This is a genomic window from Caecibacter sp. AF58-12pH5A, assembly GCF_027681725.1.
Lineage (GTDB): Bacteria > Bacillota > Negativicutes > Veillonellales > Megasphaeraceae > Megasphaera > Megasphaera hominis.
Genome location: NZ_JAQDBC010000013.1, coordinates 46184 through 60005, shown reverse-complemented (window position 1 = coordinate 60005; position 13822 = coordinate 46184). Strand labels below are relative to the sequence as shown.

Sequence of the window (13822 nt, the reverse complement as noted above, 5' to 3'; positions counted from 1 at the left end):
GCAAATAAAAAGAGGATGTGGACAAAATGATTTCTCATTTTGTCACATCCCCTTTTTGTGTATCATCATTCGAGGATGTAGACAAGAACGGTTTTGCGGCCGAATTGCATGCACTGGTTATAGTCCAGCATGCACAAATCGACGCGGTTACCTAAGATATCACTGCCTGTATCTTCCGCCCGAGCTACACCGTAGCCGGGAATGTAAACGGTCGTACCGAGGGGAATGACGTTCGGGTCGACGGCAATTTCGCCGTAGCGGGCGCGCGTTCCCATCTTCGTAATGCCCCGGCCATCACCATCGGTTGGCAAATACGCTGTAGCCACCATGGTATAGACGGCTTTGTATTTGGAAATGGTGCCCGTGTTGATTTCTACCGTTTCCTTCGTGCCTACGTGGCGGATGAGAGGCTGCATTTCTGTGACGAGGGTCGTCGAGATAGGTTCCTTGCCGATGACCTGGCCGTCCAGGCTGACGAGGTTGGTCTTGACGGTCTTACGGCCGTTGACGCCTTCCTGAAGAACCTTTTCTTCTCCTTGCCCAAGTGTTTCGTCCGGAATACTTTCAATTGCGAAGGGAACAACTTCATCTTCTGTAATTTCCTTACGCGATACAGCACCGACTTTAATGGTCATGCCGGACTTGACCGGCGCCTTAACATCACCGTAGGCCCGGTAATTTTCTGCATCATACCCGGCCTGCACGACGGCTTCACCTAACGTCTGCTTAGCTGTTGCAAGGGTTTTCTTTTGATTCCGGAATTCAATCGTTACAGGTACAGCACGACGTACTATAGCCAGCGTGCCATCTTGCAGCGTTTCCGTGGACAAGACGACTTCATCGTCCGGTCCGAGGGTAATATTATTTTCCCGCATGAGCGCTTTGGCGTTCACAGCGTGCGTATATACAGTCTGCGCATGACCATCCGCATCAATCGTGACAGACTTGCCGCGATCGACGAAGCCTGCCAGGGAGACAGCTACAAGCAGTACGATCAAGGTGACATACATGCTCGTTATGCGCCGGGATATGCGTTTTCCCATGCCATTCCTCCTTATTCTGACCAAACACCTTATCTCTCGATTTTATCAGAAGTGGGAGTGAATGTCAAAACAAGGCCCGTTTCAGGCAGTATTTGTGTCAAAATTGTAACATTTAGACCGTTTAGAGGCCCTTTATTTGTCTTTTCAGGCCCAGTTCGCGCAGTTCCCGCGTATGGGCTTCGGCCATTTCCTGCAGCTGCTTTTGTGCGTGAATGGCTTCGCCCTGGCGGCTGTCCGAGAGATACCGGTAGGTGCCGTCACTGTTCATGGCATAGGCCTTGACGTTATCCTTGAAATACAACGACAGAATTTTTTTGATCCGTTCCTTATGGGGCTTATATTCGATAGGAATCATAAGCTCTACCCGTTCATTCAGGTTGCGGGGCATCCAGTCTGCCGAAGAAATAAAGACGTCTTCCTTGCCGTTATTGTGGAAGCAGAAGAGACGGCTGTGTTCTAGGTAACGGCCGACGACGCTATGGACTTCAATATTTTCACTCAACCCTGGCACGCCGGGACGGAGGACACAAATGCCACGCACAATCAGGCGGATATGAACACCGGCCTGAGACGCTTCATAGAGCTTGGCAATGACTTCCTTATCGAGGAGGGAGTTCATCTTAGCTGTAATGGAAGCCTTTTTCCCGGCTTTGGCCCAGGCGATTTCCCGATCAATTTCTTCATAAATCCGTTCGCGCAGGTTAATAGGTGCCACGGCGAGCTTATTCCATTGGGGTGAATCGGAATAGCCTGACAGGAGATTGAAGAAAGCCGATGCGTCCACGCCGATGAGCGTATTCGCTGTAAAAACGCCTACGTCTGTATAGATACGGGCGGTCTTACCGTTATAGTTGCCTGTTGCCAAATGGACGTAACGGCGGATGCCGTCTTCTTCGCGACGTACGACGAGCGTTATCTTCGAGTGGGTCTTGAGGCCCATAATACCATAGATAACATGGCAGCCGGCTTTTTCCAGCTTGGCCGCCATATGAATGTTATTTTCTTCATCAAAGCGGGCTTTTACTTCCATGAGAACCGTGACCTGCTTGCCGTTTTCCGCAGCCTGGGCCAGAGCGGCAATAATCAGGGATTTGCTGCTTACACGGTATAAGGTCTGTTTAATAGCCAGGACGTTCGGGTCCGTTGCGGCTTGACGGATAAATTCTTCTACCGTATCAAAGGTTTCGTACGGATGGTGTACCATAATATCATTTTCTGCAATGGCACTCCACAGATCCGGTGCCTCTGATTTCCCTAGTTCCCATGACGGCTGAGGGAAGGCTGGCGGATAGCGCAGGTAATCATACCCTTTAATGCCCGTAAAGGAGAAAAAGACCTTTAAATCTAACGGACCGGGAATCGTATAGACATCCTTTTCTTCGAGCTGCAGTTCTGTCATGAGGAGGCCCCGCACCATGCGGCTTGCTGATTCATGGAGCTCCAGACGGACAGCTGCGCCTTTTCTGCGCTTTTTCAAAGACTTGACTACTTCGGCCAGCAGATCTTCTGCGTCGTCATCGATGTCCAAATCTGCATCACGGGTTACGCGGAAAGGCGTCGTCTCCAGGATCTCGCAGCCCAGGAAAAACCGTTCGGCAAAGGTGCTGAGGATGTCTTCCAAAAAGAGGAAGCGCTTTTCCCGTGTGCCATCCTGCACAGGTACGGCGATGATGCGGTCCAGTACAGGCGACGGCACCGGCAGGATAGCCGTTTTTACGCTGTCATCCCCTTCGCGGCGGCGCAGGAGAACAGCCAGGTTAAGGCTCAGGCTGCTGAGGAAGGGAAAGGGATGACTCGGATCAACGGCCATAGGCGTGACGACAGGGTAAATTTCCCGTTCAAAGTAGCTTTCAAGCCACATAAGCTCTTCTTCATTCAGTTCTTCCGGCGTAACAAAGCGCAGGCCTTCACTGGCCAGACGCTGGCGCAGGCTCTGCAAATATGTATACTGCTGGTGTACCTGTTCATGTACCATCGTTTCGATTGCATCGAACTGTTCCTGCGGCGTCATACCGCCAATATCATGATGATCCAGTTCACTTTCGACGAGGTGTTTAACACCGGCTACGCGGATCATGAAAAATTCATCCAAATTGGAAGCACTGATGGCAATAAAATTCAGCTGTTCCAAAAGCGGATTCGACGGTACCGTCGATTCGCGCAATACGCGTTCGTTAAATTTCACCCACGTGCATTCGCGGTTAAGAAAATTCTGGGGATCTGTATATTCCACGGCTTACACCTGTCCTTTCACAAGCCTCGGTGTCACACCGAAGACTTCTTCAAAATTAACGCTGACCTTAGCAAACATCCATCGTTCCAGGGAAATGTCGAGACGCCGTTCATAATGAACGATCAGTTCTTCCCCCTGCAGTTCTGCCCGGATGGCTGTAATCTTACCTGTATGGCTTTTATCGAGGGCATCGGCCAAGGAGAAAATGGCCTGCAGCTTCGACACGAGAAGTTCGATTTCCGGCTCTAACCGCCGTTCGACAATATCTGCGGAAAGATCTGTCGTAGCACTCATATTGACGTATGCCGCTACACAGGCGACGACTTCCTTTTCTTCATCGGTCAGTCCGAAAAGATCTGTCCGGCGGATCAGTTCATATGAGCAAACGCGGTGCTTGCGCATGTTGATAAACTTTCCCGTTTCGTGCAGAATTGCCGCTAATCGCAGCAGGTATCCTGCCCGTTCGCTCATGCCACCGAGCTTTTGCATCGCTTTAAAAAGAGTGGTCGAATAGCTTTCTACACGGGCTGAATGGGCCGGATCGTAGAGATACCGGCTAGCAATGGTACGCGCCAGGCCGAGGAGCAGGGCGTGCTGGTGCTCTCTATAAGGTGCGTTGGTCTTTTCTGCAATATAGTGCATGGAGTAACCTTCCGTAAAGGTCGTGCGCATGAGGACAATCATATCCACATCGATAGTACGGAATAATTCATAATAAAGCATAATTGTCGGCATGATAACGTTGGCCAGCCCTTCGGACAGACCGCAATTCTGCACCAGCTTGATCGGCGTCAGGCCGTGGAAGGACTGGACGAACTGGATGAAATCGCGAGGTCTGATGAGGGTCACGCCGTTTTGTGGCTCCATATGCATAAGGCGCCCTAAGAGCACTGCCGATTTTCCCGAAAGAACGACGTACTGAATCTGGTGGGCCTGGACATTTGCCCATAACGGAGCCAGGTTGCCGTGAATAAATTCCCGTACAGCTGTAGGAAAGGATAGGTGCTGGCGCTGCTTTTTCGTAAAATTCTCCAAAATCCGCAAGGAGCCCAGGTACACATTTTCCTGAAACAGGAGTTCATCGTTTTGCCAGCACGTAAGCCCCATGCCACCGGACGTGATGTCAATGAGGAGTACGGCCTGGCCGGCAAAATTAAACTTCCCTTTGAGGACGTGATAATAGAGACCGAAGGACTTGTAATAAATTTCTTTGGCCATATGGACCACTTCCACAGTAAAGCCCGTGCGCACGTAGATCTGATCTAATGCGCTAAGCATGTTATCAGCCTCGCGGATCGCCGTTGTCGTAATCACGCGCACGTCGGTCACATCGTAGTCCTTTAGAAGCTGACGGAAACCCGTCAGGATGCGGCAGATTTCATTGAGCGACTGGAAACTGACGTGATGCGTCTTAAAGACCTCTTCGCCATATTCCACTTCCTGGGACACATTTTCTATGACCTCCATATCATCCAGGGACGTGAAGGAGATAATCTTCATGGCCATGTTTACGGTACCGATATGGATGATACCAAAGTAATGCCTGGTATTATTTTCCATAGTAAAACCTCTCTGTTCTCTCAATATTCTCACTTTACTTCATTTCATTATACATGATTTGCGGCGATTATACTTTCTTTTTTAGTATAAATTATGTAAAATTATAGACGAGCCTGGTATATTGCCAGTGTGATATATGTTAAAATCAAGACAGACGTACGACAGTCGTTGCTGTAATAAGCAATTACGAATTGTTTTCAGCACACTGTTTTTTTGTACCGTTTTTCGTTCCATAAGGATAAGCAAAGTGAGGTATACCAATGGAAAAAATAGCCATCATTGATATGGGGTCCAACTCCATCCGTTTCGTCGCCCTGCAAATCGCAGATAACGGCGCCTATTCCTTTCTCTATCAGGAAAAAGAAGCCATCCGTCTCGGCCATGGCCTGAGCGTTTCCGGTGAGCTAAGCGATGCAGGCATGGAACGGGCACTGACCTGTCTTAAGGTCTACAAGCACATGATGGACGTCGGCAACATACACAATTGTCTGGCTGTAGCTACAGCGGCAGTGCGTAACGCCAAAAACGGCGCCGCGTTTCTCCAGCGCATTAACGCTGAAACAGGCATTACCATGGAAGTCATTACCGGTGAACGGGAAGCCTACTTAGGCTACCTGGGCGTCATCAATACGATTAACGCCCAGGATTTCGTCCTCTTCGACTTGGGCGGTGCCAGCGTGGAACTGTCCCTCGTACGGGGCGGTAAGGTCGAAAAAGCAGTCTCCGTTCCCATCGGGGCCGTTACCCTGACGGAACGCTTCAACACCAGCACGGACCCGGGCGAAACAGCCCTGACAGCGTGCCGCGAATACATTCTGGAAGAGCTGGAGGACGTCGCCTACATTGCCGGCACGGGCCTGCCTCTCATTGGGGTTGGTGGTACAGCCCGTACCTTTGCCAAAATGGACCAGCGCGCTACGGGCTATGAGCTGCAAAAGATTCATAACTACATCTTGTCGTACGACAACTTTATGGAGCTGGCCCGTACGCTTGCCAATACGCCGGCAACCGAACGGAAAAAGATCCCCGGCCTTTCTGCCGACCGGGCTGACCTCATTTTAGCCGGCACGGCCGTCATTGAAGCCCTCTTTGAAATGACCGGCAGCAGTGAAATGATTATCAGCGGCTGCGGCCTCCGCGAAGGCCTCTTCTTTGAATATTACGCTGCCCTCAACCAGGCAGACAGCCCGTGCTTTGACGACATTCTCGACGCGAGCATTACGAACTACTTAAAGACCGTACCGGGGATGAATCCGGCCCACATCCGCCAGGTCACGCGTATTTCGGAGCTTCTCTTCGATCTCTTGCAGCCTCTGCACGGGTACGGGCCGAAGGAAAAACGCCTCCTCGTCACAGCTGCCAAAATGCACGACGTAGGCAAGGTCATCAACTATTACGACCACGCCCGCCATTCAGCCTTCATCATCGGCCATGCGCCTCTCTATGGCCTGACCCAGATGGAGCAGATTAATGCTTCTTTCATAGCGGGTTTCCATCACGGCATTAGCCGCCGGACTATGCGGGCGTACCGCTATGGCACTATGCCGTCAGAAGACGATTGGACTATGATCCGGCGCCTGTCAACACTCCTGGCTCTGGCCGAAGCATCGGACCTGACGTACGAACAGCTCGTAGAAAATATAGAAATGACGTACGCCGAAAACGTCGTCGTTCTGGTTATTACGGTTACGCCGGGTGCTACGTACAACGCAGCGGAATACGAAATGAGCCAGCTCCTCAAGCAGTTCAAAAAGGAATTCGGCGCTACGCTTCTCCTCGTCTGGAAATAACATAATAGAAGCTATAAACAGATCCATACATACAAAAAAGACTCCCCATGAGGAGTCTTTTTTGTATGTGCCTTTTCAGAGCGCTTAGCAGTCTTCCAGGAGCGATACGTCCTCGCCGGCGAGGATTTTTTTCATTGTCCGGGCCGGACACATACGACCGCACATGGAGCATGTGCCTTCACATTCCGGCTTGCTCGATTCATAGTAGCGGCGTGCTTTTTCCGGGTCGATTGCCAAAGAAATCATCTTGTCGAAATCTACGTCTACACGGGCCTTACTCATGGCGTCATCCCAGGCCTGGGCGCCGGGGACTCCCTTGGCCAAATCCGCAGCGTGAGCGGCGATGCGGGCGGCAATAATCCCTTCTTTCACATCTTCTACGGTGGGCAGACGGAGGTGTTCCGCCGGCGTAACGTAGCAGAGGAAGTCGGCACCACAGGAACCGGCAATGGCACCGCCTATGGCACTGGTAATGTGGTCATAGCCAGGTGCGATGTCCGTAACGAGTGGTCCGAGAACGTAGAACGGCGCATTGTGGCAGAGCCGTTTTTCCAGCTTCATGTTGGCAGCGATTTCCGTCAGTACCATGTGGCCCGGGCCTTCGATCATGACCTGAATATTGTGTTCCCATGCACGTTTTGTCAGTTCGCCCAAGGTGATCAGCTCTTCGATCTGCGCGGCATCCGTCGCGTCATGCGTACAGCCCGGACGGCAGGCATCACCGAGGCTCAGGGTCACATCGTACTTTTCGCAAATATCCAGCAGACGATCGTAGTATTCGTAGAACGGATTTTCCTGCTTGTTCATTTCCATCCAGGCAAACAAGAGGGAACCGCCACGGGATACGACGTTCGTCAGACGGGGATTGCGTTTAATCCGTTCCGCTGTCTTCTGGTTCATACCACAGTGTATAGTCATGAAGTCTACACCATCTTCTGCATGCTGCTCGACAACGGAGAAGAATTCTTCTACAGAAATGTCCTTCAAGTCCTTATCGAGCATGCCTACGGCGTCGTACATCGGTACGGTGCCGATCATGGCTGTCGACATGCCGACGAGCTTGCGGCGGAATTCCCGTGTCTTGCCAAAGTTCGACAAGTCCATAATGGCTTCTGCCTTCATGTCGATAGCATTCTGGACCTTTTGCAATTCTTCTTCGTGGTTATTGTGTTCCGGTGACACGCCAAGATTGACGTTGATTTTCGTGCGGCAGTTGAGGCCGACCCCTTCCGGGCTCAGCGCCGTGTGCAGCTTGTTTGCCGGAATGGCAACCTTGCCTTCGGCGACGAGAGCCATGAGGGCTTCCACACTCATCTTTTCCTTTTCCGCAACTGTTTTCAGCTGCGGCGTCACAATACCCTTGCGGGCAGCATCCATTTGCGTTGTGTACTCCATGCTAATATCCTCCTAAACATATCCAAAAAAATATACAAAAAAAAGCTCACCCTCATAGGGTAAGCTATTATATCCGGTAACAGCTTCCCTACGTCGGTATTATCCGAATCAGGTTCAAGGGTCAAATAAGAATTTTCTCAGCCTTACGGCTCCCCTAGCTTTTTATCCTTCCCAAAGTATAATACAAGTCGTCCTAAATTACAACCGTTTTTTTTACAAAGTGTATACGCCCATAGGACAGGCAGCGGTCAAAAAAAATTCTCTGATCGTTTTTCTTATATTTCACGGAAATGGAAAGTTCCTCTTTGAAAATCAGAAGTTTACTCAGTCAACTTTTTAAAAATCTACTTTTTAAACTTAATACGACCGCGCCTTGGCCGCACCAGCAGCACACGGACAAGGTGCACGTTTCCCCTGTCCGTGTTATAATAAGGCCAGAAAATACCACTATAAGCTCAATAAGGAGGTCATTTCATGAAAAAGAAATCCTTGAAAACACTGGCTCTGGCAGCCCTTCTGGCTGCATCTGTTTCTGTCGGCATGTCGGCTCCGGCCTTAGCTGCTGAAGCCCCGGCCCCGTCTGTCGTCAACGTGACAGGCTATGCCGAACAGGAAGTTGCCCCGGATACGGCCTACATTACTGTCGGTATGGAAAGTACAGATGCCAACGCCCAGAAAGCCCGGACCGATAACAATACAGTCATGAACAATGTGACTAACGCCGTTAAACTCATGGGCGTCAGCAAAGACGACATGAAGACTACCGGCTTTTCTATGCAGCCGAACTACAATGACAAAGGTAAAATCATTTCCTACACGGTGACGAACAACTTGTCTATCCGCGTTACGGACTTCGATCTTATTCCGCGGATCATCGAAAAAGCCGGTGACGCCGGTGCGAACCGCGTGACGAATATGCGCTTTACAAACGAACACGCTGATACCGTAAAGACGAATCTCATCAAAGAAGCTGTCCACAATGGTCGTCAGGCAGCAGAAGCCGCAGCGATGGCAGCTGGCGGACAGCTCGGCAAAGTAAAGGAAATCAACATTTCCGGCAGTTCCTCGGCATACAGCCACAACTACGCACCGATGGCTCTGCGCGCTGTAAAAATGGCTGATTCCGAAGCGACACCGGTCGAAGCCGGTACGAATACGCTCAGTGAATCCGTGAGCATGACGTTCTACATTTTATAAGTACTCCAGACAAGACCTGTCCTCTTCGGGCAGGTCTTTTTTCTTACCCTGTTATTCTTATTTAGTATTAGTTATTATTCATTGCGTAAAATGATAGAAATGATAGATATATAAATTTTACTATGGTATAATACCCTCATCTGACTCGCATTTCCCTATGACAAGGAGGTCCATTATGACTCACACACACATCACCCCGGCCCTTTTGGCCTGCCTGATCTGCCTGAGCCTGGCCGCCGCGCCTGTTCGAGCGGAAGAAGGCGCCCACGTGTACACGCGGGAACAGCACACGTATACGGCTACGTCAGCGTCTTCATCCCATGAAGTGACGAAAGAAACGACCCACGAGAGAGGCACACATACGAGCACGTCCTTCCATAAAGACCGGGCGGCCATTGCTGCCGGCACAGTTCTTTTCCCGCAGATGGGCGATTACGATGTAAAGAAGCAAAAGGAATCTGCCCATGATAAAGCGCTGCGCCACGCCGGCATTCCCGGTGTCCTGGCTACGGTCCAGGCGGAAAACGGCAAATGGGGCCTGATGGGGCCGTCGGGTAATTTGACCGTAGCACCGCAATATAAGTCCATATCCCCTACGGACCGAGGTATTTTTTCGGTTTCCGGCATAAGCGGGATCACCGCCATTACGCCGACAGGCGATGCCGTTGCACCAAACGATGCACGGCGCCAGCCTGTACCACTCTCGCCGTGGCATGCCTACAAGGATGGCGGTACGTACGGCTTTGCCGATGCTTCAGGCCACACGGTCCTGCCGCCGGTCTATAAAGACGTCTTAGCGGCCTTTAGCGAAGGCATTGCCTTCGTCAAGCTAGAGAACGGCAAGAAGGTCGCCATCGACGAAAAAGGACATATTCTCTTCGATGCGCCGTCTGATGAAATATATCCCTATGAAAACGGCCTGGCTGAATATCGCCGCCACGTGAGCAATCTCAACTGGGGCACTGTTGCCGGTATCTTCATTGGCACGCAGTTTGGCGCTGACTACGATGGCACGGTCCTGGGTGGTTTTGTCCGCGACGGCGTAAAACGAGGCTACATCGATCGTACCGGTCACATCGTCGCCGATAGCAAGAATAGTTTCGTCTATCCTATGAGCGACTGGGGTACATTCATTGAAAACCACGGCCAGACGACCTTCGTCAACCGCCGTGGTGAAACCCTCTTCGGTCCGGGAAATTACGATGCTAGTGCCGGTACCTTCTCAGAAACCTTAGCCATGGCAACACTGAAAAATAAAGATAATGGCAAGTTTGGCGCTCTAGACCTGACTAACAGTACGCTTGTCATTCCCTTTGCTTACGATGGTATCGAATTTTTGGGCAGTGACTGCCTCGTTGTCCGGCAAGGGAAAGAACAGACCTTAGTCAATACGACGGGCCAAATCATAGGGACGGTCCCGAAGGATACAACACTCGTCCCCTATGGTAACGAAAAGGTAACATGGGCCAAAACAGGCAAAACCTACGCCATCGTCGATGATCACTGCCAAGTCCTCACAGCCTTTCCTGCTGGCAGCATCCAAGACGTGACGTCTTTTAGAAATGGACTTTCCGTCGTGAAACAAGAAGGAAAATACGGCATCATGCGTACAGATGGAACGTGGCTTGTCATGCCGCAGTATAAAAAGATAACTCTCGTCTGACCTCAAGATGCGAAACAGCCCTGGCATACGTGAATACGCGTACCAGGGCTGTTCTGTTATCAAACATTACTCCTATTAACCGTTATTAACTCTAATTCACTCTTAATAACTCTTTATCGCTCTTTTTATTTTCTTCTCTATCAACCTCGTCATGCCCGTAAATTACAGCTAACAGAGGTGTCAGTTCTTTCGTATCTGTCGTATACTGCTCTGCCCTAAGGAGACGACCATCGATATGCCGCCAGACCTGGCTTACGCTGACAGCATACGTTTCTTCTTCCTGTTTCAGCTTGTGGACGCTGATTACTTCGGTCAGCAGTTCCGTCTTGCCGGCACGCTTAGCAGCTATAGCCAAGTCGGCAAAGGATAGATTTTCTTCTGTATTTTCAGAAAAGACAGCTCCCCCATGTGTGTGGGACAGACGGTCCGCTACTGCCGCTTTTATGTAATCCGCACTGGATGCCAAATCCGGGTCGATCAGGACGGTAACAGGTGCAATATAGACTGGCGACGTCCCCTTTGACTGTGCCGGTTCATAGAAAGAGTCTCCATTTTGGCCCCACAAAGCGTCGTAATAGTGTCGCACGGCTAAGTCAGCGTAGACGATCATAGAGTGCGGGAAATAGGGCGTATAGCCCGTTTCTTGCCAAACGGTTTCCTCTGGGAACTGGACATAGCCCATGTGGAAAGTCTGCAGGAGTCCCGGCACGGGATCCCCTTTAAGAACGATGCGGTCCAAATGAAACTGGCCGTCATAATCACGGACGAAGTACTTGTTGCCTACGGCCGGAGCGCCGAAGGTGATGGTGCGGATTTGTTCCGGCCCCACGCCTTGGCCGGCCAGCCAGACTGCTGTCAGCGTTGCTGCTGCACCGCCTAAGCTGTGACCGGTCAGGAGCACGCCAGCCGACGCTTTTTCATCAGCGTGGATAAGAGCGGAAGCCAGGGCCGGTGCCTTTGCACTGTCCTCTAAGGGCGTGTTGAGGATGGCCTGTGTATAATCCCAAAAGCCCTGGTGTACACGTGGTGCTTCAGGACCCGTTACAGCCTGGCCTTTAAAAGGCACACCATGCGTACGCAGGTCACTGCGTACGTCAGCCAGGTTCGTCGTGCCGGTCATAGCTAAAATAGCCGGTGCTGCCTGGTCCTGGGGCTTACGCAGGAGTACGTACTGGACGTCTGATTTCTTATCGCGACGATCATAATAGGTATATTGCCAGCCGTCGTTTGTAAATTCCCGTCGTGCCATTTGACCCGCTTTATCGCCATACGATGCCAAAGAGGCCCAGGCCGCTGTATATCGCAACGCAGCCTGGGTCTCTTCCGGCGTCGCCGGCGCTGCCAGGGCAGTGCCAAACGACAAGGCGGCAAGACAAAGGGTTACGCAGGTTGCCGCTAATTTCATGATAGATTCTCCTTGGTATTAAATGGTACTTAAATGTCTCCCCCAGCGTCATCGGTCCCATAGGGCCGGCGACACTACCTCAGCTTGCCGGAAGGTTATGCCTTAGACAGGATAGAGTATACTTCCCGGTTGGGGTGGGTGCTTTCTTCAAAGTATAAGGTACGGGCCAGCTCCCGTTCCAGTCCTTCCCGGCGTTTCTTTTCTTTCAGGATGGCCAGGACGTCGGCGTGCGCACAGATTTCCAGGTCTCCTTTGATGTGTTTGACCTGAACCAAGTGACGCAGACGGCGGATAATCTGAATGGCCACTGTTTCCGGGGCAAAGAGATAGCCTGAGCCGCCGCAAATGTTGCAGGGGCTGAACTGGACCTGATGCAGACTTTGACGGGACTTGCGGCGCGTAATTTCTACCAGATTGAGAGCTGTCATACCTAAGACATGGGTTTTAGAACAATCGGACGCTGTTTCCCTGGCCAGGATGTCGAGGATTTCCTTACGCCGTGCAGGCTGAGCCATATCGATGAAATCGATGAGGATAATGCCGCCAATATCGCGGAGCCGTAACTGCCTGGCAATTTCTACAGCGGCTTCCTTGTTGACATGGAAAATCGTGTCCTGAAGGGTGCTGCTGCCCGTGTACCGGGCACTATTGACGTCGACCACAGTCAGGGCTTCCGTACGGTCGATGATCAGGTTGCCACCCGATGGCAGTGGTACTTCCCTGGCCATGAGGGATTGGACCTGTTCTTCCAGGTGGTACGCATCGAAGATAGGGTCCTGACCCTGATAGAGTTCGATACGGTTGCGCCATTCGTCACCCGGGAAAACCTGGCACATGCGTTCATAGGCGTCCTTGTCGTCAACGATGACCTTCTTGACGTCGCTCGTGCAATGGTCCCGGACAGTGCGCATGACGAGATCGGCTTCCCTGTATAAGAGCTTCGGTTTCTTAGCTAGCTTGTAGCGTCGCTCGACGCTTTCCCACGTATGCAGGAGGTACTGGATGTCCGCCGTCAAATCAGCTTCCTTTACGCCCTTAGCGACAGTACGGATAATGATGCCCATCCCCTTGGGCTTAAGGTCGCCGGCGACCTGGCGCAGACGGTTCCGTTCTTCTTCATCACGAATCTTCTTTGATACGCCGATATAGTCTACCGTTGGCATGAGAACGGCATAACGGCCGGCAATACTGACGTTGGCCGTGACCTTGGCGCCCTTGCTGCCCTGTTCTTCCTTAATGACCTGGACGAGGACGCTCTGCCCGACGGAAATGCGGGTCTGCTGAATTTGTTCCTTCGTTGCTGCCCGTGGGAAGATATCGCTCATGGCGAGAAAGGCATTCTTGCGGCGGCCGATATTCACGAAGGCTGCCTGCATAGCAGGCAGGATGTTCTGGATAGTACCGCGGTAAATATGATTGACAATGTGGTTTTCATCGTCCCGCTCAACGGAAAAGTCCTTGAGGCTGCCGTCTTCGACGACAGCCATGCGCGTTTCTTCAGGCATGATGTTGCCGATAATCAGTTTCATGAAATCA

The 13822-nt window shown here is 51.4% G+C and carries 9 protein-coding genes and 1 riboswitch; of the genes, 3 read left to right on the top strand and 6 right to left on the bottom strand.

Going from position 1 to position 13822, the window contains the following annotated elements; all coding sequences use genetic code 11:
* Positions 1-65 precede the first annotated feature (65 nt).
* From PGX44_RS07515 to PGX44_RS07505, 3 genes are all read right to left on the bottom strand, one after another.
* Complete coding sequence (locus PGX44_RS07515; protein WP_498854881.1) at positions 66-1043, bottom strand: resuscitation-promoting factor; 978 nt, start codon at positions 1041-1043, stop codon at positions 66-68.
* Between the two features lie 121 nt (positions 1044-1164).
* Positions 1165-3276 (bottom strand): polyphosphate kinase 1, encoded by a 2112-nt coding sequence (gene ppk1 / locus PGX44_RS07510; RefSeq protein ID WP_498854880.1) that lies wholly within the window; start codon positions 3274-3276, stop codon positions 1165-1167.
* A 3-nt stretch (positions 3277-3279) separates the two neighbouring features.
* Positions 3280-4836, bottom strand: a complete 1557-nt coding sequence (locus PGX44_RS07505) for a Ppx/GppA phosphatase family protein (protein ID WP_498854879.1) — start codon at positions 4834-4836, stop codon at positions 3280-3282.
* Between the two features lie 260 nt (positions 4837-5096).
* On the opposite strand from PGX44_RS07505, the gene PGX44_RS07500 reads away from it, so the two are divergent.
* The gene (locus tag PGX44_RS07500) at positions 5097-6626 is read left to right on the top strand and encodes a Ppx/GppA phosphatase family protein (protein ID WP_498854878.1); all 1530 of its coding nucleotides are present in this window, start codon (positions 5097-5099) and stop codon (positions 6624-6626) included.
* Between the two features lie 84 nt (positions 6627-6710).
* On the opposite strand, the gene thiC is transcribed toward PGX44_RS07500, so the two are convergent.
* Positions 6711-8021 (bottom strand): phosphomethylpyrimidine synthase ThiC, encoded by a 1311-nt coding sequence (gene thiC / locus PGX44_RS07495; protein WP_498854877.1) that lies wholly within the window; start codon positions 8019-8021, stop codon positions 6711-6713.
* Between the two features lie 68 nt (positions 8022-8089).
* Positions 8090-8187: riboswitch (TPP riboswitch) on the bottom strand.
* Between the two features lie 308 nt (positions 8188-8495).
* Here thiC and PGX44_RS07490 point away from each other — a divergent pair.
* Both PGX44_RS07490 and PGX44_RS07485 read left to right on the top strand, forming a co-directional pair.
* Complete coding sequence (locus PGX44_RS07490) at positions 8496-9218, top strand: SIMPL domain-containing protein (RefSeq protein ID WP_498854876.1); 723 nt, start codon at positions 8496-8498, stop codon at positions 9216-9218.
* A 175-nt stretch (positions 9219-9393) separates the two neighbouring features.
* On the top strand, positions 9394-10881 hold the full coding sequence (locus tag PGX44_RS07485) for a WG repeat-containing protein (RefSeq protein ID WP_498854875.1): 1488 nt from the start codon (positions 9394-9396) through the stop codon (positions 10879-10881).
* Between the two features lie 91 nt (positions 10882-10972).
* On the opposite strand, the gene PGX44_RS07480 is transcribed toward PGX44_RS07485, so the two are convergent.
* Positions 10973-12286, bottom strand: a complete 1314-nt coding sequence (locus PGX44_RS07480) for a lipase family protein (protein ID WP_498854874.1) — start codon at positions 12284-12286, stop codon at positions 10973-10975.
* Between the two features lie 95 nt (positions 12287-12381).
* On the bottom strand, positions 12382-13815 hold the full coding sequence (locus PGX44_RS07475; protein ID WP_498854873.1) for an Rne/Rng family ribonuclease: 1434 nt from the start codon (positions 13813-13815) through the stop codon (positions 12382-12384).
* Positions 13816-13822: the final 7 nt, after the last annotated feature.

Bases quoted from the DNA above. Each gene is read 5' to 3' on its own strand.
- PGX44_RS07485 (WP_498854875.1), top strand. From the start codon at position 9,394: ATGACTCACACACACATCACCCCGGCCCTTTTGGCCTGCCTGATCTGC.
- thiC (WP_498854877.1), bottom strand. From the start codon at position 8,021: ATGGAGTACACAACGCAAATGGATGCTGCCCGCAAGGGTATTGTGACG.
- PGX44_RS07515 (WP_498854881.1), bottom strand. From the start codon at position 1,043: ATGGGAAAACGCATATCCCGGCGCATAACGAGCATGTATGTCACCTTG.
- PGX44_RS07480 (WP_498854874.1), bottom strand. From the start codon at position 12,286: ATGAAATTAGCGGCAACCTGCGTAACCCTTTGTCTTGCCGCCTTGTCG.
- PGX44_RS07475 (WP_498854873.1), bottom strand. From the start codon at position 13,815: ATGAAACTGATTATCGGCAACATCATGCCTGAAGAAACGCGCATGGCT.
- PGX44_RS07505 (WP_498854879.1), bottom strand. From the start codon at position 4,836: ATGGAAAATAATACCAGGCATTACTTTGGTATCATCCATATCGGTACC.
- PGX44_RS07490 (WP_498854876.1), top strand. From the start codon at position 8,496: ATGAAAAAGAAATCCTTGAAAACACTGGCTCTGGCAGCCCTTCTGGCT.
- PGX44_RS07500 (WP_498854878.1), top strand. From the start codon at position 5,097: ATGGAAAAAATAGCCATCATTGATATGGGGTCCAACTCCATCCGTTTC.